We start from the raw sequence: 24,586 nt of genomic DNA on the forward strand, positions 1-24,586 counted from the left end.
TATTGGCAGTTGTTTACTCGCTAACGAGTTGCGCTTGGCGCGCCGATGCTTAGTTTCCGCTCCAAACGGAGTTTCCACACATGAAGATTACATTCGCAGAAGCCGCAAAGGCCGACATCGCCGCCTTCATCGCCGATGAAGGGGCAGGTCTGCCGGGCAGCGCAGAAGCGCTCGACAAGGCCGCAGGCGGCCTGATCGCCGAAGCCATCGAGGGCGGCCGATTCGATGGCAAGGTTGGCCAGCAGGTGGCGGTTGTGCTGCCCAAGGGCTCGGACGCGCGCCGCGCCGTCGTGCTGGGCGGCGGCAAGCCGAAGAAGCGCGATGCCCGCGCGCTGGAGAATATCGGCGCCCATTTCATTAAGGCATTTGCCTCCTCCGGCTTCAAATCTGCCTCCATCACGGTCCACACTGCGGAAGAAGCCGCCCGCGTCGCTGCCGGCGCCAAGCTCGCCGCCTACCGCTTCGATACCTACTTCACCAAGCTCAAATCCGACCAGAAGCCCAGCCTTTCGACCCTCACCATCGTGTGTGACGATCCCAAGGCCGCCAAGGCTGCCTACGCCCTGCTCGATGCCGCCACCGACGGCACCTATCTGGCGCGTGACCTCGTCAACATGCCGCCCAACGACCTTCACCCGGAAAGCTTCGCGGAGAAGATCAAGGAACTCGCCGATCTCGGCGTGGAAGTGGAAGTGCTCGGCGAGAAGCAGATGGCCAAGCTCGGCATGGGTGCCCTCCTCGGCGTCGGTCAGGGCTCGGTCAAGGAAAGCCAGCTCGGCATCATGAAATGGAATGGCGGCAAGCCGGGCGAAGACCCCGTCATCCTCGTCGGCAAGGGCGTCTGCTTTGACACCGGCGGCGTCTCGCTTAAGCCCGGCCCCGGCATGGAAGAAATGCGCGGCGATATGGGCGGCGCGGCGGCCGTCACCGGCACGATGCGCGCCCTGGCCCAGGCGAAAGCCAAGGTCAACGTCGTCGGCCTCATCGGCCTTGTCGAGAACATGCCCGATGGCAACGCCATCCGCCCCGGCGACATTCTCCGCTCGGCATCCGGCCAGACCATCGAAGTCCAGAACACCGATGCCGAAGGCCGCCTCGTCCTGTGTGACGTGCTCTGGTACGCGCAGGAAAACTTCAAGCCGAAAGCCATCGTGGATCTTGCCACGCTGACCGGCGCGATCGTCATCTCCCTCGGCCACCATCATGCCGGTCTCTTCACCAACTCCGACGATCTGGCAGATGAGCTGACCAAGGCGGGCCTTGCCGAAGGCGAGCGCGTCTGGCGCCTGCCGATGGGCTCGGAATATGACTCGCTGATCAAGTCGAAGTTTGCCGATATGCGCAATATTGGCGGCCGCGCGGCCGGCTCGATCACGGCGGCCCAGTTCCTCAAGCGCTTCATCAAGGACGGCGTCCGCTGGGCCCACCTCGACATCGCCGGCGTCGCCTGGGTCGAAGGCGACAAAGCCCCGACCGACCCCAGCTGGGCGTCAGGCTACGGCCCGCGCCTGCTCAGCCGGTGGATTGTGGATAATTACGAAGCGTAGTTCCCACGCGCTCGCTGCTCGTCACCCTCGACGGGCAATGCCCGTCTGAGGGCCCATCTCCAGACCTCTCCGTTTGCGAAAGCGGAAGGGGCAGGAGATGGGCGCTCAGATGGCTTTCAGCCATCGAGCGTGACGACCGATAGGTTCCTTTATCCAGTCAGGCCGCTTGCAACCCTTGCTCTTCCTGAGCAAAGTCGAAGGACAAGAGGAGCCGCGCAGAGAGTGTCCCAGCCTGCCCCCCCCGAATGGTGGTTCTACCATCTCTCGCGCACGGCGCTGGAGGAGGCGGCCGCGCCGCTGCTGCAGAAATGCCTTGAGGCCGGCTGGCGCGTGCTGGCCGTTTCTCCGCGGGCGGAGCGTCTGGCAAAGCTGGATGCCGTGCTCTGGACGTTTGATGACGCTTCCTTCCTGCCCCATGGCCAGGCCGATGCACCGGGGCTCGATGTCGCCCGCCAGCCGGTGCTGCTCTCAGCCAAGCTCTCCAACGCCAACAGCGCCGAGGCGCTGATGCTCATGGACGGCGTGGAGGCCCCGGTGGACGCCGCCTTCAAGCGCTGCATGGTGATGTTCGAGGACTCCGACACCGGCACCCGCAACAAGGCCCGCGCCCAGTTCAAGGCGGCGAAAGACGCCGGCCTCGTCACCCGCTATTTTCAGCAGACGGATCGTGGCGGCTGGAAAGAGGCGGGGGTTTAGTCTTCTTCAAACCCTTCGTAGTCGATCTTCCAAACCCCATCCCCTTGTCATCCCGGCGAAAGCCGGGATGACAAAACGGGAGGTCAGGACAAGTGAGCCGCGTAGCCGTAGGGTGGGTTGAGCGCCGCGATACCCACGAACGCAAACTCCTCCGTGGTCGTCACCCTCGACCGGCAAAGCCGGTCTGAGGGCCCATCTCCCGCCCGCTCCAATATCGCAGCAATAGTTTGTCGTCATCCCGGTTTCGCCGCAGGCGAAGACCGGGACCCAGTTTCAGTCAATGCTTCTGGGCCCCGGACATTTGCTCTCGCAAATTCCGGGGTGACGAAACGGAAAGTGGTTGTCCGGGAATCAGGTAATCCGTATCCTGACTCAAAATCAAGTTTTGGCTAACCGCCAAGCCGCTTCTCAAGGCGCCGCTCGCTCTCTCCCGTGTTGACCGGGGCGTATCCGCAGGCGAGATAAAAGTTCAGTGCCGTTCTCGTGCTTTCAAGGAAGCAACACCCAAGCCCCCGTTCGGAAGCGCCGCGCTCCATGTGGGTGAGCAACTTCTTGCTGATGCCGGCAAACCGCGCGTCCGGTTCAACATAGTTCAGCATCACTTCGCCAGCAGTGCTGATCATGCCCACGCCGAGGATGAGGCCGTCCTGCTCCGCCACGAAGACCAGCCGGTCGGCCCGCCCCAGCCAGTCATGCCATGAAGCTTCGGTCTTGTTCGCGAGCCAGCTTTCGAGGGCCTCGGGATCATCTCCGTGATCGGCGCGGCAAAGCTCGGTGATCGAGCGGCGCAGGGTTTGGATCGCCGCTTCGGCGTCTTCCGGTTTTCCGCTGCGTATTTCCGCGGCCATCGACCCCCCTCACCCCTTCTTCACAAACTCCGACTTCAATCCCATCGCGCCGACGCCGTCGATCTTGCAGTCGATGTCATGATCCCCTTCCACGAGGCGGATGTTCTTCACCTTGGTGCCGCGCTTTACGACGAGGGACGAGCCCTTCACCTTCAGATCCTTGATCACCGTCACCGTGTCGCCATCGGCCAGCACATTGCCAACCGAGTCCTTGACCACCTTGGGCCCGTCTTCGGCGGCCGCTTCGCCCGGCGCCCATTCATGCGCGCATTCGGGGCAGACCAGCAGGGCGCCGTCTTCATAGGTGAGGGTGGAGCCGCATTTCGGGCAGGGGGGAAGGTCGCTCATGGGAAGGGGGCTTTCAAACGGAGGGGCCTCAACGCCCCTAATCCCCGGCGGGCGTCCCCGCAACCCCCGGTATGTCCCCGCTTGCCCCGGCGGCCGGGCGCCGCTATAGGCCGCGCACATCCCCGGAAACAACACGAGACGACAGGAAGCCCCATGGCCGCGCAGCGCACCTTTTCCATCATCAAGCCCGACGCCACCGAGCGTAACCTCACCGGCGCCATCAATGCCGTGATCGAGAAAGCCGGCCTGCGCATCGTCGGCCAGCGCCGCATCCAGATGACGCGCGCCCAGGCCGAGCGTTTCTACGCCGTCCACTCGGCCCGCCCCTTCTTCGGCGAGCTGGTTGACTTCATGACCTCCGGCCCGGTCGTCGTGCAGGTCCTCGAAGGCGAAGACGCCGTCGCGAAATACCGCGAAGTGATGGGTGCCACCAATCCGGCCGACGCGGCCGAAGGCACCATCCGCAAGCTGTTCGCCAAGTCGATCGGCGAGAACTCGGTCCACGGGTCGGACTCGGCCGAGAACGCGGCCCTCGAGATCGCCCAGTTCTTCTCGGAAGCTGACATCACCGCCTGAGCGGCGCGCCTCCGGGCGCTGACATCCAGCCGGAGGCCGGGCCCGCCCGCCTCCGGTTTTTTGTGTCCGGAAGTGTCCGAAACTGTCCGGATTTGTCCATGAAATGACCGGGCCTGACCCTGAAATGCCCGCCGTTGGCCCGGTTCTGGCGCCTATTTGCGGGGATCAGCGCCGTGCGCAGCTTCTTCGAGCAGCTCGATCTGGAGCCTCTGGATCGAGGCCAGCCTTTCCCACTGGCGGTGCAGGTGGAGGTCCAGCTTCTCGTGCAGGTGCCGGATTTCCAGCTCCGCCTTGAGGTTCACCTTATAGTCGTTCTCCGAGCGCAGCCGGTCCTTCGCCTCCTGCCGGCGCTGGCTCATCATGATGATAGGCGCCTGCAAGGCCGCAATGCAGGAGAGCACCAAATTCAATAAAATGAAGGGGTAAGGGTCAAAACTGCCTAGGAGGAATCCGGTGGCATTCACCAGCATCCATAATACCAGGATGAAGCAGAACAGCAGGATGAACGTCCACGAACCGCCAAACCGCGCGACGGCATCGGCCGCCCGCTCGCCAAAGCTGCGCGCTTCATCCCAGCCCGCATCCGGCTCGTCGGCCACCAGCGTGCCCGTTTCCAGGCTGTACAGCACCTGCTCATCCAGCGCGGTCAGCTCTCCGCGTTCTTTTTCCAGCAATTGTTCCAGAAACAGACGCCGCATCCGCGCAATATCGGGCAGGCAGACATGCTGGTCCGGCTGGATGCCGGGCAGCTGCGATTGCAGCGCCGCCTTGGTGCCCCGTGTGGTGTCACTTACACGCCGGACCTCGGCGGGCGGGAAGGTCTTGTCACAGACAGCGCAGGTAACTTCGCCAGTATCCGAAGCCATCAGCTTCTCCCGTTCAGAGTAAAATTGGCCGGTTAACCTTCATCCAAAAACAATAAAAATCTGATATTGAGAAGGCCGGAAGTAAATTGTCAGGTAGTCTCTCCCATGTCCAAAGCGCCGAAAAATACCGAAGTAAAACAAGGCTCCGAAGATCTGGAGGCCCGCCTCGTCACGCTGCGTGCCGAGATTGACGAGATCATGGCCGCGCTTGCCGACAAGGCGCAGGCTGAGGCCGAAGAAGCCGCGCACTCTGTTGCAGACACTGCAGAAGACATCGGCGAGGAAGTCCTCAAGGAAGCCCGCCGCGCCCTGAAACAGATCCACAAGCAGGCCTCCTCTCTGGAGAAAACGCTGGGCGTGCAGACGCGCGCCAATCCCCTGCAGACCCTGGCCATTGCCTTTGGCGCCGGCTTCATCGTTTCGCTGCTGATGACCCGCCGCTGATGCTGTCTTTCCTGTCGTCATTGCTGCAGAGCCAAGTCGAGGACAAGGTGAACCAGGGCATCCGGGGCCTTGGCACCGCTGCTCTGGTCGGCCTGCTGCTTCTGACAGCCTATGTGGCGGCCGTGGCGGCGCTGGCGCTGTTCCTGGCCGAGCGGATGAGCCCCTGGGCCGCCGCAGCCTTCATGGCGCTCGGCTTTGCCCTGATGGCGGGCACGATCCTGCTGGTCATGTCGATGAAGCACGACGCGGACAAACGCGCCGAAGAAGCCGCCGCCAAGGCCCGGCAGGACGCGCAACAACAGATGCTCTCGGCCCTCACGGGCGGGGAGGGCGGCGGCAAGCAGGCGATGGTGATCGCCGCGATTGCCGGCCTGGTGCTCTCCAGCCTGCTCGGCAAGGGCGACGGCGACGAAGACTAGTCCGCGCCGACCTTTACCACCCGCCGCCCGGTATTCTCGCCCCTGAACAGACCGCAGAAGGCGTCCGGCATCGCCGCGATGCCCTCAAACCGCTCCTCCTGGATTTTCAGCGCGCCGGTTGCGATCATTTTCGCCATGGTTTCAAGCGCTTGCGGGAAGCCGCGCGCGAAGTCGAACACGACCAGCCCCTGCATGTTCACCCGGTGGGTGATGAAGGGTTTGGTATTGACGATGCCCGGCGTTTCCTCGGGCGTGAGGTTGTAATCGGCCACCTGTCCGGAGATGCAGATGCGGCCACCCATGGCCATCAGCGGCAGCACGCGGTTGACCATCGCATTGCCGACATTGTCGAACAGGATGTCGGCGCCCTTTGGAAACTCAGCAGCGATGGCGGCGGAGAGGTCAGGCGCGGTCTTGTAATTGATGGCGGCATCAAAGCCCGCTTCACGGGTGAGCCAGCTGCATTTCTCGTCACTTCCGGCCACGCCAACCACCTTTGACGCGCCCCAGGCTTTGGCGAGCTGTCCTGCTGTGGCGCCTACAGGGCCCGCTGCGGAGGTGACGAGAACCGCGTCGCCTTCCTTGAAGCGCGCGACGTCCTTCAGGCCAAACCAGGCCGTCAGGCCCGGCACGCCGAGAACACCGATCCAGGCAGACAGGGGAACGCCCGGCACATCGGCAATCCTGCCGATGAAGCCTTTGCCGGACTGGAGCGAGTGGGTCTTCCAGCCACCGGCGCAGAACACCTTGGTGCCCACGGGCCAATCGGGATGATTGGAAACGTCGATCACGCCCACGCTGAACCCGTCGATGGGTTTGCCGAGCGGCAGCGCGGCGGCGTAGCTGTCGCCGCCCGAAAGGCGCGAGCGGGTGCCGGGATCCACCGAGCACCAGACATGCGCCACGCGGAACTGGCCGTCCTTGGGCTCCGGCAAGGGCAGGGTTTCAAGGCGGAAGTCGGAAGGTTTCGGGGCGCCCTCGCAATACTGGGCCAGCACGATCTGCTGCATGGTATCGGCGCTCCTCAAGGATCTTCTCCTGGCTTCGTTGTGAACAGGTCAGACCATTCGGGATGTTTGGCATACTGGCCGCGAACATAGGGGCAGACGGGCACAATCTTGAAGCCCGTCTTGCGCGCATCTTCCAGCATGAAGTTCAGAAGCGCGCCCGCGACGCCGCGTCCGCCCATGGCTTCGGGAACGCGGGTGTGATTTGCGCTGATGATGCCGGGGCGGGGATAGGTGAATTCGATTTCGCCTTCAGCAGGGATGCCCTCGATGCGGGCGACATAGCGTCCTTTCTGCGGGCCATCCTCACGTGTGATTACGATGTCGCTCAATTGACCCTCCCTGTGCCGTAAAGCCATGCGGTGAACCCGCACTGGTTGTGCTTCGGGGATAGCGGGTGGGGGCAGAAGTGTCCACAAGGGCGCGTCGGCGCATCGGACGGCTCATCCTGAGCGAAGTCGAAGGACGAGCCGGGGCAGGGAGCAGCTCTGCTTGGCCCATCCTTCGACTTCGCTCAGGATGAGCTTCTACTTCGCTCAGATGAGCGTTGCTTGTGGTGGCCTGGTGTTTCAGGGCCGCAGACGCGCGCAGGCAATCGCCAGGGCGCGGGGGTAGAGCCTGTGTTCCTCCGGCAGCAGGCGGGCGGCGAGGCTGTCGGCGGTATCGCCCGGCAGGATGGGGATGGCGGCCTGGGCGATGATCTCGCCCTCATCCACGCCTGCGCTGACCCAATGCACGGTGCAGCCGGCTTCGGCATCGCCCGCATCGATGGCGCGCTGATGGGTATCGAGACCCTTGTATTTGGGCAGCAGGGAGGGGTGGATGTTGATCATCCGGCCTTCCCAGCGGCTGACGAACCAGGGCGTCAGCACGCGCATGAAACCGGCGAGCGCGATGATCTCGATGCCGGCATCGGTCAGCGCCTTGTCGAGTTCGCGCTCGAAGGCTTCACGGTCCTTGCCATAGAGCTTGTGGTCGATGGCGAGGGTGGGGATACCGGCGCTGGCAGCGGTTTCGAGGCCTTTGGCTTCCGGGCGATTGGAGAGGACCAGCTTGGGCATTGCTGGAAAGGCCGGGTCTTCGGCAGCCTTCAGCAGCGCCTCCATATTGGAGCCGCGCCCTGAAATCAGGATCGCCAGTTTGAGGCGGTTCATGCGCTGGCGAGCTCGCCGACCACACGCGGGTCTTCACCGGCAGCTTTCAGCTCGGCCATCACGGCATCTGCCTCTTCCGGCGCCACCGCGAGGACGAGCCCGATGCCCATATTGAAGGTGCGGTGCATCTCTTCCAGGTCCACCTGTCCGGCATCCTGCAGCCATTGGAATACCGGCGGGGGCGTCCAGGTAGCGCGGTCGATGCGGGGGATCAGCTCATCAGGGCACATGCGGGGGGTGTTCTCGGTAAGGCCGCCGCCGGTGATATGGGCGAGGCCTTTCAGCTTTCCGGCGCGGATCAGCGGCATGACGATGGGGGCGTAAAGCCGCGTCGGCGTCAGCAGCGCTTCGCCGAGGGTTTCGGAGTTCGAGAAAGGCGAGGGGCCGCCATAGAAGAGGCCCTCGCGCTCCACGATGCGGCGGATCAGCGAATAGCCGTTGGAGTGGGGGCCGGAAGAGGCGATGCCGATCAGCACGTCGCCCGGTTGCATGTCGCCCATGCGGGGGAGCACTCTGGCGCGGTCCACGGCGCCGACGACGAAACCGGCCAGATCATAATGGCCGGGCGGGTACATGCCGGGCATTTCAGCGGTTTCGCCGCCCACCAGGGCGCAGCCCGACCGGCGGCAGCCTTCGGCGATGCCCGCGATGACAGCTTCCGCGATGCCGCCCTCAAGCTTTCCGGTGGCAAAATAGTCGAGGAAGAACAGCGGCTCGGCGCCTTGAGCGAGCACATCATTGGCGCACATGGCCACAAGGTCGATGCCGACGGTGTTGTGGATGCCGGTCTCGAAGGCCAGCATCAGCTTGGTGCCAACGCCGTCTGTGCCCGAGACGAGGATGGGATCGTCATAGCCGGCGGCCTTCAGATCGAAGAGGGCGCCAAAGCCGCCTAGGCCGCCCATCACGCCGGCGCGGGCGGTGGCCTTGGCCATCGGAGAAATTGCATCGACGAGACGTTCGCCTGCCTCAATATCGACACCAGCATCACGATAAGAGAGAGGCGTCTTGGACGGAGTGTTCATCGGATTCTAGCCCCTCAGTTTGCCTGAATCGGCGCGTTAGCATGAGGAAGGCCCAAGTTCCAGTGAAGCTTCGGAAGTGAAGCAGCAGGTTCCCGCAGCCCGGATGGGTTGTTAGAAGGGTAACCGACAAGGAGTTTAACCACGATGATTCGATGGGTACTTGCCGCCGCGTTCCTGATTTTTGCCGCAACGCCGCTGGCTTTCGCTGACGTCCGCGACGTCTACACGATCCGCGATATTGAGGTGGATCAGCAGGCGGCAACCGTGATCGAAGCGCGCGAAGCGGCGATGTCGTCGGCCCGCGCGGCGGCCGCGCGCGCCCTCATCAACAAGATTACGCTGGCGTCGGACCGGAACGCGGCCGGCGGCATCCCGATCGATGGCGCGCTCGCTGCCCGCATGACGGCTGCGGTCGACGTTCAGGAAGAGACGGCAGGCGCTGGCCGGTATCGTGGCAAGCTGGCGGTCGTTCTGAACCCGCAGATCGTGCGGGCGCATCTGGACTCCCTCAAAGTGCCCTACCTGGACGCCCAGGCGCCGCTGGCGCTGATGGTGCCGGTAACGTCCAACGCTGCTTCGGCGGATCTCTGGCGCCAGGCTTTCGGGGAGCGCAACAATGGCGCGCTCGTGCCTTACGTGACCGCTGTGGGCAATTTCTATACGGCTTACAGCGCCTGGCCGGAAATTTCGGCCGAAGCGACGCCGGTAAACGCCCGCCGGGCGCTGATTGCCGACCTGCAGGGGCGTGAAGGCGCCTGGCGCGTGGTGGTCTCCTCGGTGACGGCTGTGGGCAACGAGCCGGTTGGCGCGACGCCGCCGGTGGCGACGCTGGCAGATGCGGCGAAAGCTGTCTCGACCCTGCTGGGCGAAAGCTGGAAAGAGGCCTCCATCGTCCGCGATGGCAGCCGCACCAGCGTAGAGGTCTCGGTACGTTACACCTCGCTTGCCGAGTGGAATACGCTGCGCGGGGCGCTGGCGCGCTCGCCGCTGGTGTCGGATTTCCGCACCAAGGCTGTGGCGCGCGAAGGCGCGCTAGTGTCGTTCGCCTATGCCGGCGATGAAAACCGACTGCGCAGCGATCTGGTTCAGCGCGGTGTCAGCATCAGCCGGGAAGAGGGCAAGCTGACGCTTCGTTCGGCTGTTTCAACGACCGGTATCCAGTGACATCTGACCCCAACGGACCGCAGGACAGTCCGGCCCAGCCCCTGCTTTCCTTCCCCCCGCCGGAGGCGCATTGGGACGGGCTGGTTCGCGGCGCGCCCAATGATGTGGCTGCCGGGCTGGCCAGCCGGCCGGAGGCCTGGGCAACCCATGCCCTCTGCGTGACCGGCCCGGCCTTCTGCGGGCTGAGCTATCTGGCGCGGGCCTGGGCGGCGCGGTTTGGCGGGCAGTATGTGACGGCGGCGGAGTTCAATACGCTGAAGCTGGGCGCGCTGGACGCGCTGGCGGCAGGCTATGCCGCGCTCGACGATGCCGATCTGATCGTGGCCAAACGGGACGAGCAGTTTCTATCATTCTACAACATGGTCGGCGCCAAGGGCGGGCGGCTTCTGCTGGTGGCTCATTCCGGGCCGGCCGCCTGGCGGACGGGCATTGCCGACCTGCGCTCGCGGCTCAACTCCATGCCGGTGGCCGAAATCAGCCAGCCGGACGAGGATCACCTCCGGGCGCGGCTTCGGGCCGCAGCGGCGCAGCGCTTCATGAAACTGTCGCCGGAGACGGTCAATTACCTCGTGCCCCGTATTGACCTTTCCTATGAGGCGATTGAGACCCTGATGGACAGGCTCAGCGGGGCAGTGAGCATGGCCGGGAAGGCACCGGGGCTGGCACTTGCCCGCGCGGTGCTTGAAGGTTTGGATGAACACGGCGAAGAAGATGAGGGCGCTGGCTGAATGCCGGGCGCCGGAGCAGGGGTGACCGATGCCGGACGGGCAACAACAGCGCGCAATCAGACAGATCATGGCCTCGCCGCAGAGATTCCTGAACCGGGAGCTTTCCTGGCTTCAGTTCAACCAGCGTGTGCTGGACGAGGCGGATAACCCCGCCCATCCGCTGCTGGAGCGGCTGCGCTTTCTGTCGATCTCGGCGAGCAACCTCGATGAGTTCGACATGGTGCGCTATGCCGGCCTGCGTGAGCAGGTGCGCGCGGGCGTGACGCGGCCAAGCCAGGATGGGCTGACCCCGGCTCAGCAGGTGGCCGAAATCGAGACGGCGGCGCTGCGCCTGATCGCGGCGCAGCTTGAGCAGTGGCGCAAGCTGAAGGCCGAGATGGCCGGGCAGGGCATTTTCGTGCTTGAGCCCAAAGAGCTGACCCGCAAGGAGCGGGCGGAGCTGGAGGACTATTTCAATACCAATATCTTCCCGATCCTGACGCCGCTGGCCGTGGACCCGGCGCACCCGTTTCCGTTCATTCCCAATCTCGGTTTCACCATCGCCTTCGATCTTGAGTCAGAAACGGGCGGTGAGGGGCAGGTGGGCATTGTGCCAATGCCGACTTTCGTGCGCCGGTTCATCCGCCTGCAGACGGGCACGAAACCGGGCATCCGCTTCATCGCGCTGGAGGATGTGATCGGGATGTTCCTGGGGACGCTGTTTCCCGGCTTCAAGGAGGTTGGGCGCTGCCTCTTCCGCATCGTGCGTGACAGCGATATCGAGATTGAGGAAGAGTCCGAAGACCTTATCCGGGAATTCGAAGTGTTGCTGAAGCAGCGTCGGCGGGGACGGATTGTCCGCCTGCGGATGCAGGCGAGCGCGCCGGAGAAGCTGCGCGAATTCATCATGCGCGAAATGGGTGCGGAGCCCTCGGATATTGTTCTCTATGACGGCATTCTCGGCATGGCGCGCCTTTCCGAGTTGATCGTCGATGATCGGCCCGAATTGCTGTTCCCGGCTTATGAGCCGCGTTATCCCGAGCGCATCCGCGAGATGGGTGGGGACATCTTCGCGGCTGTCCGTGCGAAGGATATTCTGGTCCATCACCCTTTCGAGAGCTTCGATGTGGTAGTGGAGTTTGTGCGCCAGGCGGCGGCAGACCCGCAGGTGGTGGCCATCAAGCAGACGCTTTACCGCACGACGGTCAATTCTCCCATCGTGGGCGCGCTGATCGAGGCGGCCGAGTCCGGCAAGACCGTGACAGCGCTGGTGGAGATCAAGGCGCGCTTCGATGAGGAGGCGAACCTGCGGCTGGCGCGCGATCTGGAGCGCGCCGGTGTGCAGGTGGTTTACGGCTTCATCGAATACAAGACGCACGCCAAGGTCTCGCTTGTGGTGCGCCGCGAGGGCAATGATCTTCGGACGTACACGCACTATGGAACGGGAAACTATCACCCGACCAACGCCCGTATCTATACGGATCTTTCCCTGTTCACGGCAGATCAGGCCCTGGGGCGGGATGCCAACCGGCTGTTCAACTATGTGACAGCCTATCGGGAGCCGCCGGAAGTGGCGCCGCCGTTTGAGGTGATCGGTATGTCGCCGGTGACGCTCAAGAAGCAGCTGATCGAGATGGTCGAGGCGGAGGCGGTGGCGGCCCGAAAAGGCAAACCAAGCGGTGTCTGGGCAAAGATGAACAGCCTGGTCGATCCGGACGTGATCGATGCGCTCTACAAGGCAAGCCAGGCGGGCGTTCCGATTGTTCTGGTGGTGCGGGGTATCTGCTGCCTGCGGCCCGGCATTCCCGGCGTGTCGGAGAATATCACGGTGAAGAGCATCGTCGGCCGTTTCCTGGAGCATTCACGCATCCTCTGCTTTGCCAATGGCGAAGCGCTGCCTTCGGCGAATGCGAAGGTGTTCATGTCCTCGGCGGACTGGATGCCGCGTAACCTGATGCGCCGGGTGGAAGTGCTGGTGCCGCTGACGAATCCCACCGTTCATCGGCAGGTGCTCAACCAGATCATGGTTGCCAATCTCAACGATGAGCGCCAGACGTGGCTGATGCACTCGGACGGCACTTATGAGCGGTTCCCGGTGTCGTCACCTGAAACCGCCTTCACAGCGCACGGATATTTCATGGACAATCCCAGCCTATCGGGACGCGGCAGCGCGCTGGAGGTCAGCCTTCCGCCGCGCCTCTCCTATCGCGAGATCCAGCCTAAATGAGTTTCCCCAAGTCCAGGCTCGCGGGCGTAATTGATATCGGATCGAACTCGGTGCGCCTTGTGATCTGCGAGGTCATGGGGGCCTCGATCCTGCAGACCTTCAATGAAAAGGTGATGGCAGGCCTCGGAGAAGGCATGCCGAAGACGGGCCATCTCTCACCCAAGGGCGTTGAAGCTGCGTTGCAGGCACTCAGCCGTTACCGCGCGATCCTGCGTGCGCTGAATGTCGAGACGTATCAGGCCGTCGCGACGGCTGCCGTGCGGATGGCGGGCGATGGCGAGGCTTTCCTCAAACAGGCTGGCAAGGTGCTTGGCCGGCCTGTCCGTCTGCTCAGCGGCGAGGACGAGGCGCGGCTTTCCGCGCGCGGCGTAGATCTCAGCATTCACAATCCTGTGGGCCTGATCGGCGATCTCGGCGGCTCCAGCCTCGAACTCAAGCGCATCGGTCTGGAGAAGGGCCCGAAAAACGGGGAGAGCCTGATGCTGGGGCCATTGGCGCTGGGCGATATCGTTAACGACCCCAAGGAACTGCGCAAACGTGTGCGCGATGCGCTCAAGGCCAGCCATGTGATCAAGGGCGCCAAGGGACGGTTTTATGCCGTGGGCGGGGCCTGGCGCGCATTTGGCCGGCTCGTGATGGAGATGGACAGATATCCGCTTCACGTGCTGCAGGGGTTTCAGATCAATGAGGGGCAGGTGGCACGGGCCGCCAAGCTTTGCTTCGACTCGCTGACCAACCCGGCCGCCCGCCAGCAGATCGAGATAATCGACAAGAAGCGCGCGAAGCATTTCCCCATGGCCGCTGTTCTGCTGGAGGAAATCCTGGCCGTCAGCGCGCTGGAGGGCGTGACGATTTCTGCCGCAGGTGTGCGGGAAGGCGTGCTGCATGACCTTCTGGGTATGAGCCTGGATGATCCGTTGACGGATGGCATCATCGCGTATGCGCGGCTGGACCACAACCAGATTGCCTTCGGGCGTGCGTTGCACGATTTCATCTCGCCGGCGCTGGTTCCTCAGAACGATCTTTTCGGATCACCGGCTGCTGACATCCGTATAGAGATGGCTGCTTGCATGATGGCTGACAGTGCGGGACGGTTCCATCCCGATCACCGCGCCGAGATGGCCTATGACCAGGCGCTGCGGGCGCCATACCTGGGCGTGACGCATCCAGAGCGCGCGATGATCGCTCATGCCATCGGCTGCCGCTATGAGAAGGACTTCAGGCGCCCCGCGGAGCATGTGGCGCTGACGACAGAGCAGCAGGCCGAACGGGCAAAACAGATTGGCTTGCTTATGCGGCTTGGCGCCGTGTTTTCCGGCCGCTCGGGCCCCATCCTGCAGCGCGCTTCGCTTCGCCGCGAAGGAGATGTCCTAGCGCTGGAGGTTCACCGCAAGGACGCCAACCTCATTTCAGAAACGGTCGAGCGGCGCCTGTCACAGGCAGCAGGTATGCTGCGCCTGAAATCCACAACCGTGGTGCGCTGAGCGCGCCTTAAACGTCGAACAGACGAACCTGGCCACCAGCGAAGGACACAGCAAGCTTGCCTGACAGCAGAGCGATGGCCCGCTTGCCGAACATGTCATAGCGCCAGCCGGTCATGGCCGGGATGTCTTCGCTGGTTTCGCCGCGGGCGATCCGGTCGATGTCGCTGGAGTTGGCGATGAGGCGGGGGACGACATTGTGTTCGTCCGAGACATGCTTGAGCAGCACTTTCAGCAGCTCGGGCGCACCTGCCGGGATCTGCGGGTTCTGCACCGGGCGTGTCAGCTCGGGCGCAAAGGCATCGGGATTGGCGAGCGCTTCCTTGATGGCCTCGATCAGGCCCTGGCCATGCTTGGAGCGGATGAAGCCGTTTGGCACAGCGCGCAGCTGGTTGAAGTCTTCTTCGGTGCGCGGTTTCTGGGCGGCGATTTCCTGGATGGCGTCGTCCTTGAGGATGCGGCGGCGGGGCTTGTCGAGTTCCTGGGCGGTGCGTTCGCGCCAGGCGGCGACGGCGACGACGATGGCGGCATAGTCCTTCTTGGGCATGCGCAGTTTTAGGCGCTGCCAGGCATTCATCGGGTCGGTGTCATAGGTGGCCGGGTCTTCGAGTTCGGCCATCTCCTCGCGCACCCAATTGAGGCGGTCGGTCTTTTCCAGCTCGTCGCGCATCTTCTGATAGGCGTCTCGCAGGTGGGTCACGTCCCCGAGCGCATAAACGAGTTGTTTCTGGCTGAGTGGGCGGCGCATCCAGTCAGTAAACTGGCTGGACTTGTCGATATGCTTGCGCAGGACGCGCTGGATCAGGTTGTCGTAGGAAATCGAATCGCCAAAGCCGAGCGCCATGGCGGCAACCTGGGTATCGAAGACCGGGCCGGGGGGATGGCCGATCAGGCGGTTGAAGATTTCGATATCCTGCCGGGCGGCGTGGAACACCTTCGTCTGCCGGTCGGAGGCGATCAGATCCAGAAAGGGTCGGATATCGAGATCTTCCGCCCTGGGGTCGATCAGGCCCTCGACGCCGGGGGCGGAGGCCTGGATCAGGCAGAGTTCCGGCCAGTAAGTCGTCTCCCGGTGGAACTCGGTGTCCACGCAGACGAAGTCGGATTCGGCGAGGGCGCCGCACAGATCTTCCAGTGCGGACTGCTCTGTGATGGGGGTCAGGGTGTTGTCAGTCATCGCTTCAGCGCTTATCGCACCAACTTGACAAAGGCGAGGGGGTCTGTGCCCTACGCCGCTTCTTTCTGATTCAAGCGATTTTCCGGAGATTTCGCCCGATGCATGCCTATCGCACCCATACCTGCGGCGAGCTGCGCAAATCCCATGTGGGAGAAACCGTAAAGATTTCAGGCTGGCTGCACCGCCGCCGGGATCATGGTGGGGTCATGTTCATCGACCTGCGCGATCATTACGGCCTCACACAGATTGTTTTCAATCCGGGCTCGCCGGGCTTTGCCACGGTTGAACGCCTGCGCGCGGAAAGCGTCATTACGGTTGAAGGCAAGGTGGTTGCCCGCGATGCCGAGCTGGTGAACGCAAACCTTGCCACGGGCGAGATCGAAGTGGTGGGCGGGGAAGTCTCGGTTCAGTCCGAAGCGGCCGAGCTGCCGATGCCGGTATTCGGGGACCACTCCTATCCGGAAGAAATCCGCCTCAAGCACCGCTATCTGGATCTGCGCCGCGAGCAGCTGCACAAGAACATGATCCTGCGCAGCCAGGTGATCTCCAGCCTGCGCCGCCGCATGGTCGAGCAGGGCTTCACCGAATACCAGACGCCGATCCTCACCGCTTCCAGCCCGGAAGGCGCGCGTGACTTCCTGGTGCCGAGCCGCCTGCACCCCGGCGAATTCTACGCCCTCCCGCAGGCGCCCCAGCAGTTCAAGCAGCTGCTGATGGTGTCGGGCTTCGACCGCTACTTCCAGATTGCGCCCTGCTTCCGGGATGAGGATGCCCGCGCGGACCGCTCACCCGGCGAGTTCTACCAGCTCGATATCGAGATGAGCTTCGTGACGCAGGAAGACGTTTTCAACGCTATTGAGCCTGTCATGCGCGGCGTGTTCGAGGAGTTTGCTGACTGGGAAGGCAAGGGGCGCACCGTGCCGGCTGGCCCGTTCCCGCACATTCCCTATGCCGAAGCGATGCTGAAATACGGCGTCGACAAGCCGGACCTGCGCAACCCGATCATCTGCTCGGATGTTTCCGACATCGTGACGCGCGATGACGTAACCCTCGCCGTGTTCAAGAAGATCGTGGCCGGCGGCGGTATCGTGCGCGCCATTCCGGCGCCGAACTCAGGCGAGCAGCCCCGTTCCTTCTTTGACAAGATGGATGCCTGGGCGAAGAAGGAAATGCAGGCGCCGGGCCTCGGCTATATGCGTTTCGTGGAAGAGAATGGCCAGCTGGCCGCGACCGGCCCGATTGCGAAGTTCTTTGAGCCGGCTGCGCTCGCCGCGCTGGCAGAACGCGCCGGTATCAAGGCGGGCGACGCGCTCTTCTTCTCTGCCGGCGACAAGACTGCCGCCGTGAAGCTGCAGGGCCAGGCCCGTATCCGCATTGGCGAAGAGCTGGGCATCATCGAGCCGGGCGTGTTCCGCTTCTGCTGGATTGTCGATTTCCCGATGTATGAATGGGACGAAGACAACAAGAAGGTGGACTTCAGCCACAACCCCTTCTCGATGCCCCAGGGCGGCATGGAGGCGCTGCTCAGCGCTGATACGGTTGAGAAACAGCTCGCCCTCAAGGCGTTCCAGTATGACATCGTGTGCAACGGTGTGGAGCTCTCCTCAGGCGCCATCCGGAACCATCGCCCGGATGTGATGCTGAAGGCCTTTGAGCTGGCTGGCTATGGCCCGGAAGTGGTGGAAGCGAAGTTCGGCGGCATGCTGAACGCCTTTCGCTATGGCGCCCCGCCACATGGCGGCATTGCGCCCGGCGTGGACCGCATCGTCATGCTGCTGGCCGAGACCGACTCGCTGCGCGACGTGATCCTCTTCCCCATGAACCAGCAGGCCCGCGACCTGCTGATGGGCGCGCCGAGCCCGGTGGACGAGCGCCAGCTGAAGGAACTCAACATCCGCCTCGCGCCGGTGGTGAAGGCGTAAGCCTCTCCTCGAGCCTTGCGATCAAAAGCAAACCGCCGGGTGATGAGCCCGGCGGTTTTGATTCGGGGCAGTGATCGGGGGCGGATCAGTCCTCAGCTTGGATGAGGGACACGTCGCACATGGGCAGGCTCATATTTGCCGGCAGGCGGGTTGTGAGCGAGCCGCAGGCGCCGGAAAAGTCTGCCGTAGAGGCGCCGGTGATGCCGGTCAGGTCCGCGCCCGGCAGGCGGGCATCGCGGAAGGAGGCGTTGGACACGTCTGCCCCGGCGAAGCTGGCGTCGGTGAGGTTTGCGCCGTTGAAGATGGTGCCGCGGAGATTGGCCCTGTCCATTACGGTGTCGGTGCAGTTGGCGCCCGAGAGGTCTGCCGTTTCAAGACGGGCAAAGAGCAGCGTGGCGCCTTCGAAATTCACGCCGATGAGGCGGGCCTTTTCGAGGTTTGCGCCCTGCATGCGCGCGCGGCGGAAATCAGCGCCGGAAGCGAGCACATCCTGCATGCGGGCATTGTTGAACACGGCATCGGCCAGCCGGCCGCTGGTGAGGTCTGCCCCGCGCAGGTCGGCGCCGGTGACATTGGCCTTCTGCATGTTGACGGCCGTGGCGCGCACGCCGCGCATGAAGGCGTAATCGAAGCGGGCGCCGGAATAGTTGGCGCCGTTCAGCGTCCACCCAGCAAGGTTGCGCCCGGAGAGATCACAATCGGCACAGGCCCCAATATAGCTGGGAGACCACGCAACGGGTTGGCCCTGGGCCAGAGCCGTACTGGCAAACGCAGCCGTCATGAGACCGGCCAGAGAGATAAGACGCATTTGTGGCGCGAACATATGACTTGGATAATGGCAATTCTGAAAAGTCTAAACTGAACAAACAGTAAGAAGTGTAAAAGGCGCGTAACTGTTGCACGCCTGCAATAACTCTTGCACCGGCCGCAGGGTTAATTGCCCGCTCACAGGGGCAATCTGAGGCCAGCCACTCGCGCGGCAGGATTATTGCGTGGCTCTGCTTTCCTCGCCACAGGTGTCGCAGGCATGGTGTCCGCCAGGGCCCGCTTCAAAAAGGGTAAAGCTTCCACAGGCCGGGCACGCCTGGGCGAGATAGGCCGGTGTCAGGTCAATCGTGCCGTCTTCGCCCTCTTCGGGTTCTCCGGCCGCCTTTTCGGCCCGCCGCTTGTTCAGAATCACGATGTTGTCCGGCAGCTGGCCGCGCGAAAAGCCGCGAGAGATGATCTGGGCGGCTTCGGTGGTGAAGGCAGCCGTCTGCGCGCCGCGTGTGGCGTCGCCCGCGCCCCGGCCGAGGCCGTCATGGGTGACATCGGCTTCGGCAAGATCATCCCGGCCAAGATAGGAGAGGGCAAGTTCGCGGAAGATATAGTCGAGGATGGAGGTCGCCTTGGTGATCCGGTCATTGCCGGTCACTTCACCGGCCGGCTCGAACCGGGTGAACACGAAGGCGTCGGCATACTCTTCCAGCGGCACGCCATATTGCAGGCCGAGCGAGACGGAGATGGCGAAATTGTTCATCAGGCTGCGGAAGGCGGCGCCTTCCTTGTGCATGTCGATGAAGATTTCGCCGAGGCTGCCATCATCGAATTCGCCGGTGTGGAGATACACCTTATGCCCGCCAACGGTGGCCTTCTGGATGTAGCCCTTGCGGCGATCCGGAAGGCGCGTGCGGCGGACGGGCGGGCCTTGTTCGGTGAGCACCGGCAGGGCGGGCAGAGCGTCGGCATCCTCGGCGAGTTCCTCAGCGAGGGAGAGGATCTGTTCCATGCGCTCCCGCACGTCTTGCGAGGGCGGGGTGCGGTGACCGGTCAGCAGGACGGAGAGGTCCGCCGCCATGGCTGCCTCCGCCATGGCCAGCCCTTCCTGGGCGGGTACGCGCAGCATGGTCATGCCGTTGAGGGCGCGGGCGGCCGCCGAAGTGAAGCGCAGCTCGGCATCCATCGAGACGTTCAGCGAGAAGCCGGCATTGGCAAGGCCCTTGCCGGCAATGTCTTCGACCGCGCCGTCTATGGCAGCTTCTGCGGCGGCGATGTCCTTCTTGGAGAAACCGACAGCGGAGAGCAGCGCGCGGCCATCGGAGTCGAAACGCTCGGGCGAGAGGCGCAGGTCGTTCGTGATGATTTCGTCCCCCAGCACCCAGCGGGAGAAGGCGGCGTTGAGCGGCAGGCCATCGCCGATGGCGCGGGTGACGCGCTCGATGGCGTCGTCCGTGAAGCCGCGATCGCGCAGCCTGGAGCGGCCAAGGGCGGCGTCGAGATCCTGCTCCCCAGCGGCAGCGAGGCGGCTGAGCAGGAGAGGCAGCTGCTCGGGCGCGCGGCGGGCAAGGCCGAGGCGGGCGGCGCGGCCAAGGGAAGGTGATTCCTCGCCATAGGCGAGCACGGTGCGGACCGGGGCAGCGCCTTCGCTTTCACAGTCTGGCAGGATGCCGCCCAGATCGCTCAGCGGCAGGATGGCCACCTGGCAGCCACGCCGGCCGGCCGCCTTGATGGCCTCCAGGCCAAGCACGCGGGCATGAGCGGCGGGCAGGGCAGCGCCGGTGGCCGCGCTGCGAACCAGCGCGGTGAGCGCGGCGCCGGCCGCGATGCCGGCTTCGGAGGCATAGTCGAGCCCGAGGGACATGACCGCTGCGCCGAGCCCGGCGATGACGAGCACCCCATCTGGCAGCGAGCGGGCAGCGGCGTCAGCTGCGCCCATGAGATAGTCTGCCTCCAGCCCGCCGGGGCCGATGGCGGCGGCCACATCGATCACGCGGCAGCGGGTCGCCGCGTCGGGCAGGGGCGCGCGGGCGAGATGGATTTCTGCGCCTTCGTCCAGCACGGCATCGAGGGCAGCGCGGACGGCCGCGTCGAGATGGCCGGTTTCAAACATGCCGGGGCGGGGCGAGGGCGTGCTTACGGCCGCTGCGCGCAGGGCGGCTGCAGTTTTCTGGATACCGCCTGGCTGGCGGAGGGCCTCTTCCAGCACATCCTGCGGCAGGCCGGCGGCAATGGCTTCGGCAAGCTCGGCATTGCGGGGCGCGTCCCCGAGGCGTTCCAGCATTTCGGCGGTTGCCAGCTGGGACACACCCAGAAGATTTGAGGCAGACCAAGCCGCCCGCACCTGTTCCAGAGCGGCCGGCGTCAGCGGCTGAAGCGCGCGCCCGGCAGAGCGGGAAATGTCCCGCATCCTTACCTCGCGGGAGACCAGACCGTCTGCTTCTGCTGCCTCGAGGATTTCCGAATGCGATTTTGCCGCCATCTGTCCCGTGCTCCTGCCGAATCAGTCCTGGTCAGGGTGCCCGCTTGCCCCCCTTGCGGCAACCGCTTTTAAGGCGCTCGAAGCAGTGGATTGCCTGCAATCACGGGGCCCGCGCGCCCAGGGCGCATTGCCTGCCTGCCATGGATGGATTAATCGCCCCGGCAACGCCATATTGCGGCCATCAAACACGGTCAGGAAAGCCTCAGATGCTGAAGCAGATATTCACCTGGTGGAGCGGAAACACCGTCGGAGCCGCCTTCGACATCAAGCGGCGTTCGGCCTTTGTCGGCACCGATGAATACGGCAATCGCTATTTCGAGGAGAAGAAGCCCTCGCTCGAAGGCCGCCGCCGCCGGTATGTGATGTATCACGGGCTGGCGGAGCCCTCGAAAGTGCCCGCGGACTGGCATGGCTGGCTGCACCACACGCTGGACGCGCCGCCCACCAAGATGCCGCTGGAGCGCCGCGAGTGGGAGACCGACCACACGCCCAACATGACCGGCACGCCCTATGCTGTGAAGCCGAAGGGCGCCATGTCCAGCAAGCGGGAGCGTCAGCGCTCCGACTCCGATTACGAGGCCTGGACTCCGGATGCGTGAATCGTTTTTCGAAACCCTGATTGGGGCCGTGGTCGTCGGTCTCGCCGGCTTCTTCCTCTGGTTCGCGCTGGCACGGGGGGGCGATTCGAGCGGCCTGGGCGCCAACCAGTATGAAGTGACCGCACGCTTCAACAGCGTGTCAGGCATTTCGCGTGGATCGGATGTTCGGATCGCAGGCGTGAAAGCTGGTGTTGTGAAGTCCATTGAGGGTGACCCGCAGACGTTTGAAGCGGTGCTCAAGCTCGCGCTGGATTCGAAGTGGGAGCTGCCCGACGATACCGATGCGCGGATTTCCACGGATGGCCTGCTTGGCGGCGCCTATATCGCGCTCGAGCCCGGCGCGGGCTTTGACAACATCGCGCAGGACGGCACAGGCGAAATCCAGTTCACGCGCGGCAGCGTTGACCTGCTGACCTTGTTTGCATCCTTCGCATCGGGCGGTGGTGGCAGCAGCAATAGCGGCGCGTCGTCTTCTTCGGCCGGGGAGGACCTTGGCCCTGTTGATCCCCCCGAAGTTCCCTCTGATGGAGCTGTTGAATGAAAATTGCTTCGCGCCTTCTGGCAGCTACCGGTCTTGCCGTAGTGGTGGCTCTGACCGCTTCGGCGAGCACGATGGCGCAGAAAAACCAGGCAACCCTGCGCGCGCTCGACAAGATTACCGGGCGCTCGACGGATATCGTTGTGAAGGTGGGCGAGCCGGTAACTTTCGGATCGCTCCGGGTGGAGCTGAAAACCTGCTACCAGGCGCCACCTGAGGAAGTGCCCGAAAGCGCCGCCTTCCTGCGGATCACCTCGACCCAGCCGGTTGCGGTAGAGACGATGGAAGCCGTGGCCGCCAAGGACGCGCCTGCGGCGGCGGCCCAGAACCCCAAGCTGTTTTCAGGCTGGATGTATGCGTCCTCGCCCGGTCTCAATGCCCTGGAGCATCCGGTCTATGATATCTGGGTGATCCGCTGCACGGCGCCCGAACCGGTGAAGCTGCCGGAGCGGGTGACCATCCCGGAGAGCGTGGAGCCGCTGTATGACGACATCCCGGCCGGCGTGACGGAAACGGAAACCCCGCCGGACGAGGACATCCCGATCGACTGATCGGGTGACGGCTCCGGCGAGCCCCCATGAAATTCTGCATCGACTTTCAGCGCCGCCTTGAGGCGGGCTTTGAACGCGTCGCGGCTGATCTCGATCAGGCCGAACTGCACGAGATGCGGATTGTGGAATTGCGCGTCCAGCAGGACATAGCCCCGGTCTATCAGCCGGGCGACCAGATGCACCAGCGCGATCTTTGACGCGTCTGTGGCGCGCGAGAACATGCTCTCGCCAAAGAAGGCGCCGCCGAGGGCAACGCCGTAAAGCCCGCCGACAAGTTCGTCCCCCTCCCAGCACTCAACCGAATGGGCAAAGCCCTGCCGGTGCAGCGCGCTATAGAGGTTTACGATCGGGGAGTTGATCCAGGTATTCGGGCGGTTGTCATGCGGCTCGCCGCAGGCTTCGACGACGCGGGTGAAGGCGGTGTCGAAACTCACCCGGAACGGGTCCTGGCAGACCCGGCGTTTCAGGCGTTTGGGGATATGGAAGGCGTCCAGCGGCAGGATGCCCCGGAAATCCGGATCGACCAGGAAGAGACGCGGATCATCCCGCGAGTCCGCCATGGGGAATACGCCCCGGCGATAGCAGGCAAGCAGGTCTTCAGGGCCGAAACGGGCGGACATAGACTTGAGATATGGGTTGCGCCGCGTTGACTGTAAACGCGGCGCAATGGCGGGAGCCTATTCGCTCGGCTGAAGCTTGTTTTCAGCGAGGAACTTCTCAAGCCAGTGGATATTGTAATCCCCGGCCTGAACATCGTCGTTTTCCACAAGGCGGCGGTGCAGATCGAGCGTCGTGTGGACGCCGCCGACCACCATTTCCTGCAGCGCGCGCTTGAGGCGCATGAGGCATTCGCGGCGCGTGCGGCCGTGAACGATCAGCTTTCCGATCAGCGAGTCGTAATGCGGCGGGATGCGGTAACCGGCATAGGCGGCGCTATCGAGGCGCACATCCGGCCCGCCCGGCGCATGGAACTCGGTGATGAGGCCTGGCGAGGGAACAAAGGTTTCCGGATGCTCGGCATTGATGCGGCACTCGATGGCATGGCCGACGAGCATCACATCTTCCTGGCGGAAGGAAAGCGCCTTGCCCTCGGCAATGCGGATCTGCTCGCGCACCAGATCGATGCCGGTGATCATCTCGGTGACGGGATGTTCCACCTGCAGACGGGTGTTCATTTCGATGAAATAGAATTTGCCGTCTTCGTAGAGAAACTCGATTGTCCCAGCGCCGCGATACCCGAGCTTCTGCATGGCTCGGGCGCAAATTCCGCCGATCTCTTCGCGCTGCACCTGGTTCAGGGCCGGCGAGGGGGCTTCCTCGAAGACTTTCTGGTTGCGGCGTTGGAGGGAACAGTCGCGTTCCCAGAGATGGGCGACGTTGCCGTGCGTGTCGGCGATCACCTGGATTTCGATATGGCGCGGGCCCTGGAGGTATTTCTCCAGGTAGACGGCGTCGTCCCCGAAGGCGGCCTTGGCTTCGGTCTTGGCTGTTTTTACCGCGTTTTCGAGGTCAGCCTCGGTCATCGCCAGCTTCATGCCGCGGCCACCGCCGCCGGCAGAGGCCTTCACAAGCACCGGGAAGCCGATTTTCTTGGCGGCTTTCTTCGCTTCGGCGATGGTTTCGACCGCGCCATCAGAGCCCGGCACGCAGGGCACGCCGGCCTCGATCATGGCCTGTTTGGCGGCGATCTTGTCGCCCATCACGCGGATATGCTCCGCCGTCGGGCCAATGAAGGCGATGCCGTGAGCCTCGACCATTTCGGCAAACTGGGCGTTTTCCGACAGGAAGCCATAGCCGGGGTGAATCGCGTCAGCGCCTGTGATTTCAGCAGCGGCGAGAATGCGCGACTTCTTCAGATAGCTTTCCGAAGAGGGCGCCGGGCCGATGCAGACGCTTTCGTCTGCCAGGCGCACGGCCATGGCATCACGGTCTGCCTCGGAGTGAACGACGACGGTGGAAAGGCCCATTTCCTTGCAGGCGCGGTGGATTCGCAGGGCGATTTCACCGCGATTGGCGATCAGGACCTTCTGGATGGGACGGGGAGCCGACATG

Annotated in this window: 23 protein-coding genes and 2 pseudogenes; 13 read left to right on the forward strand and 12 right to left on the reverse strand. The window is 63.8% G+C overall.

Features of this window, described 5'->3' with window-relative positions; genetic code table 11:
• Positions 1-74 precede the first annotated feature (74 nt).
• Together C0456_RS10555 and C0456_RS10560 are read left to right on the forward strand one after the other, a co-directional pair.
• Positions 75-1,547: pseudogene (locus tag C0456_RS10555) on the forward strand (leucyl aminopeptidase); the annotation flags it as partial.
• Positions 1,548-1,769: 222 nt separating this feature from the next.
• On the forward strand, positions 1,770-2,243 hold the full coding sequence (locus C0456_RS10560) for a DNA polymerase III subunit chi (protein WP_291051513.1): 474 nt from the start codon (positions 1,770-1,772) through the stop codon (positions 2,241-2,243).
• 389 nt (positions 2,244-2,632) lie between these two features.
• Here the strand turns inward: C0456_RS10560 and C0456_RS10565 are convergent, their stop codons facing one another.
• Both C0456_RS10565 and C0456_RS10570 read right to left on the reverse strand, forming a co-directional pair.
• Positions 2,633-3,091 carry a GNAT family N-acetyltransferase gene (locus C0456_RS10565; protein ID WP_291051515.1) on the reverse strand — a complete coding sequence of 153 codons (459 nt, stop codon included), beginning with the start codon at positions 3,089-3,091 and terminating at the stop codon, positions 2,633-2,635.
• Between the two features lie 9 nt (positions 3,092-3,100).
• Positions 3,101-3,439 carry a zinc ribbon domain-containing protein YjdM gene (locus tag C0456_RS10570; RefSeq protein ID WP_291051517.1) on the reverse strand — a complete coding sequence of 113 codons (339 nt, stop codon included), beginning with the start codon at positions 3,437-3,439 and terminating at the stop codon, positions 3,101-3,103.
• 153 nt (positions 3,440-3,592) lie between these two features.
• Between C0456_RS10570 and ndk the strand changes: the two genes are divergently transcribed.
• Complete coding sequence (ndk, locus tag C0456_RS10575) at positions 3,593-4,015, forward strand: nucleoside-diphosphate kinase (RefSeq protein ID WP_291051520.1); 423 nt, start codon at positions 3,593-3,595, stop codon at positions 4,013-4,015.
• Positions 4,016-4,167: 152 nt separating this feature from the next.
• Here the strand turns inward: ndk and C0456_RS10580 are convergent, their stop codons facing one another.
• Positions 4,168-4,881: a DUF1003 domain-containing protein gene (locus C0456_RS10580; protein WP_291051523.1), complete on the reverse strand. Its 714-nt coding sequence runs from the start codon at positions 4,879-4,881 to the stop codon at positions 4,168-4,170.
• A gap of 105 nt (positions 4,882-4,986) precedes the next feature.
• On the opposite strand from C0456_RS10580, the gene C0456_RS10585 reads away from it, so the two are divergent.
• Together C0456_RS10585 and C0456_RS10590 are read left to right on the forward strand one after the other, a co-directional pair.
• Entirely contained in the window at positions 4,987-5,325 is a 339-nt protein-coding gene (locus C0456_RS10585; RefSeq protein ID WP_291051525.1) for a hypothetical protein, read from the forward strand.
• The gene (locus tag C0456_RS10590) at positions 5,325-5,744 is read left to right on the forward strand and encodes a phage holin family protein (protein WP_291051527.1); all 420 of its coding nucleotides are present in this window, start codon (positions 5,325-5,327) and stop codon (positions 5,742-5,744) included. The genes C0456_RS10585 and C0456_RS10590 overlap by 1 nt, the downstream gene beginning before the upstream one ends.
• Here C0456_RS10590 and C0456_RS10595 read toward each other — a convergent pair.
• The 4 genes from C0456_RS10595 to purM all read right to left on the reverse strand — a co-directional run bounded on the left by C0456_RS10595 (position 5,741) and on the right by purM (position 8,930).
• Positions 5,741-6,772, reverse strand: a complete 1,032-nt coding sequence (locus tag C0456_RS10595) for an NADP-dependent oxidoreductase (protein ID WP_291051530.1) — start codon at positions 6,770-6,772, stop codon at positions 5,741-5,743. The two genes, C0456_RS10590 and C0456_RS10595, sit on opposite strands and share 4 nt — an antisense overlap.
• Positions 6,769-7,083: a GNAT family N-acetyltransferase gene (locus tag C0456_RS10600; protein ID WP_291051533.1), complete on the reverse strand. Its 315-nt coding sequence runs from the start codon at positions 7,081-7,083 to the stop codon at positions 6,769-6,771. Before C0456_RS10600 ends, C0456_RS10595 begins: the two co-directional genes overlap by 4 nt.
• A gap of 237 nt (positions 7,084-7,320) precedes the next feature.
• Positions 7,321-7,905: a phosphoribosylglycinamide formyltransferase gene (gene purN, locus C0456_RS10605; RefSeq protein ID WP_291051536.1), complete on the reverse strand. Its 585-nt coding sequence runs from the start codon at positions 7,903-7,905 to the stop codon at positions 7,321-7,323.
• Positions 7,902-8,930: a phosphoribosylformylglycinamidine cyclo-ligase gene (gene purM / locus C0456_RS10610; RefSeq protein WP_291051539.1), complete on the reverse strand. Its 1,029-nt coding sequence runs from the start codon at positions 8,928-8,930 to the stop codon at positions 7,902-7,904. Before purM ends, purN begins: the two co-directional genes overlap by 4 nt.
• Before the next feature lie 144 nt (positions 8,931-9,074).
• Here purM and C0456_RS10615 point away from each other — a divergent pair, with 144 nt between their 5' ends.
• Genes C0456_RS10615 through C0456_RS10630 form a run of 4 tightly spaced genes read left to right on the forward strand, consistent with a single transcriptional unit; the run spans position 9,075 to position 14,512 of the window.
• Positions 9,075-10,094, forward strand: a complete 1,020-nt coding sequence (locus C0456_RS10615; protein WP_291051542.1) for a hypothetical protein — start codon at positions 9,075-9,077, stop codon at positions 10,092-10,094.
• Positions 10,091-10,822 (forward strand): DnaA/Hda family protein, encoded by a 732-nt coding sequence (locus C0456_RS10620; RefSeq protein WP_291051545.1) that lies wholly within the window; start codon positions 10,091-10,093, stop codon positions 10,820-10,822. Before C0456_RS10615 ends, C0456_RS10620 begins: the two co-directional genes overlap by 4 nt.
• Positions 10,823-10,850: 28 nt before the next feature.
• Complete coding sequence (locus C0456_RS10625; protein ID WP_291051548.1) at positions 10,851-13,028, forward strand: RNA degradosome polyphosphate kinase; 2,178 nt, start codon at positions 10,851-10,853, stop codon at positions 13,026-13,028.
• Complete coding sequence (locus C0456_RS10630; protein WP_291051550.1) at positions 13,025-14,512, forward strand: Ppx/GppA family phosphatase; 1,488 nt, start codon at positions 13,025-13,027, stop codon at positions 14,510-14,512. Before C0456_RS10625 ends, C0456_RS10630 begins: the two co-directional genes overlap by 4 nt.
• A 7-nt stretch (positions 14,513-14,519) precedes the next feature.
• On the opposite strand, the gene rnd is transcribed toward C0456_RS10630, so the two are convergent.
• On the reverse strand, positions 14,520-15,686 hold the full coding sequence (gene rnd / locus C0456_RS10635; protein WP_291051554.1) for a ribonuclease D: 1,167 nt from the start codon (positions 15,684-15,686) through the stop codon (positions 14,520-14,522).
• A 98-nt stretch (positions 15,687-15,784) separates the two neighbouring features.
• Here rnd and aspS point away from each other — a divergent pair, with 98 nt between their 5' ends.
• Positions 15,785-17,608, forward strand: a complete 1,824-nt coding sequence (gene aspS / locus C0456_RS10640) for an aspartate--tRNA ligase (protein ID WP_291051557.1) — start codon at positions 15,785-15,787, stop codon at positions 17,606-17,608.
• A gap of 85 nt (positions 17,609-17,693) precedes the next feature.
• Here aspS and C0456_RS10645 read toward each other — a convergent pair whose 3' ends face one another.
• Both C0456_RS10645 and C0456_RS10650 read right to left on the reverse strand, forming a co-directional pair.
• The gene (locus tag C0456_RS10645) at positions 17,694-18,416 is read right to left on the reverse strand and encodes a pentapeptide repeat-containing protein (protein WP_291051560.1); all 723 of its coding nucleotides are present in this window, start codon (positions 18,414-18,416) and stop codon (positions 17,694-17,696) included.
• Between the two features lie 177 nt (positions 18,417-18,593).
• Entirely contained in the window at positions 18,594-20,846 is a 2,253-nt protein-coding gene (locus C0456_RS10650) for a hypothetical protein (protein ID WP_291051563.1), read from the reverse strand.
• 206 nt (positions 20,847-21,052) lie between these two features.
• Between C0456_RS10650 and C0456_RS10655 the strand changes: the two genes are divergently transcribed.
• Genes C0456_RS10655 through C0456_RS20930 form a run of 3 tightly spaced genes read left to right on the forward strand, consistent with a single transcriptional unit; the run spans position 21,053 to position 22,534 of the window.
• Complete coding sequence (locus C0456_RS10655) at positions 21,053-21,445, forward strand: NADH:ubiquinone oxidoreductase subunit NDUFA12 (protein WP_291051565.1); 393 nt, start codon at positions 21,053-21,055, stop codon at positions 21,443-21,445.
• Positions 21,438-21,986, forward strand: coding sequence for an outer membrane lipid asymmetry maintenance protein MlaD (gene mlaD, locus C0456_RS10660; RefSeq protein ID WP_291051568.1), 549 nt, complete (start codon positions 21,438-21,440; stop codon positions 21,984-21,986). The genes C0456_RS10655 and mlaD overlap by 8 nt, the downstream gene beginning before the upstream one ends.
• On the forward strand, positions 21,983-22,534 hold the full coding sequence (locus tag C0456_RS20930) for a DUF2155 domain-containing protein (protein WP_367179248.1): 552 nt from the start codon (positions 21,983-21,985) through the stop codon (positions 22,532-22,534). Before mlaD ends, C0456_RS20930 begins: the two co-directional genes overlap by 4 nt.
• A 23-nt stretch (positions 22,535-22,557) precedes the next feature.
• On the opposite strand, the pseudogene aat reads toward C0456_RS20930, so the two are convergent.
• Together aat and accC are read right to left on the reverse strand one after the other, a co-directional pair.
• Positions 22,558-23,154 (reverse strand): annotated as a pseudogene (gene aat, locus C0456_RS10670) (leucyl/phenylalanyl-tRNA--protein transferase); the annotation flags it as partial.
• 57 nt (positions 23,155-23,211) lie between these two features.
• On the reverse strand, positions 23,212-24,585 hold the full coding sequence (gene accC, locus C0456_RS10675; protein WP_291051573.1) for an acetyl-CoA carboxylase biotin carboxylase subunit: 1,374 nt from the start codon (positions 24,583-24,585) through the stop codon (positions 23,212-23,214).
• Position 24,586 lies beyond the last annotated feature (1 nt).

This window comes from Hyphomonas sp. (assembly GCF_013823385.1).
Lineage (GTDB): Bacteria > Pseudomonadota > Alphaproteobacteria > Caulobacterales > Hyphomonadaceae > Hyphomonas.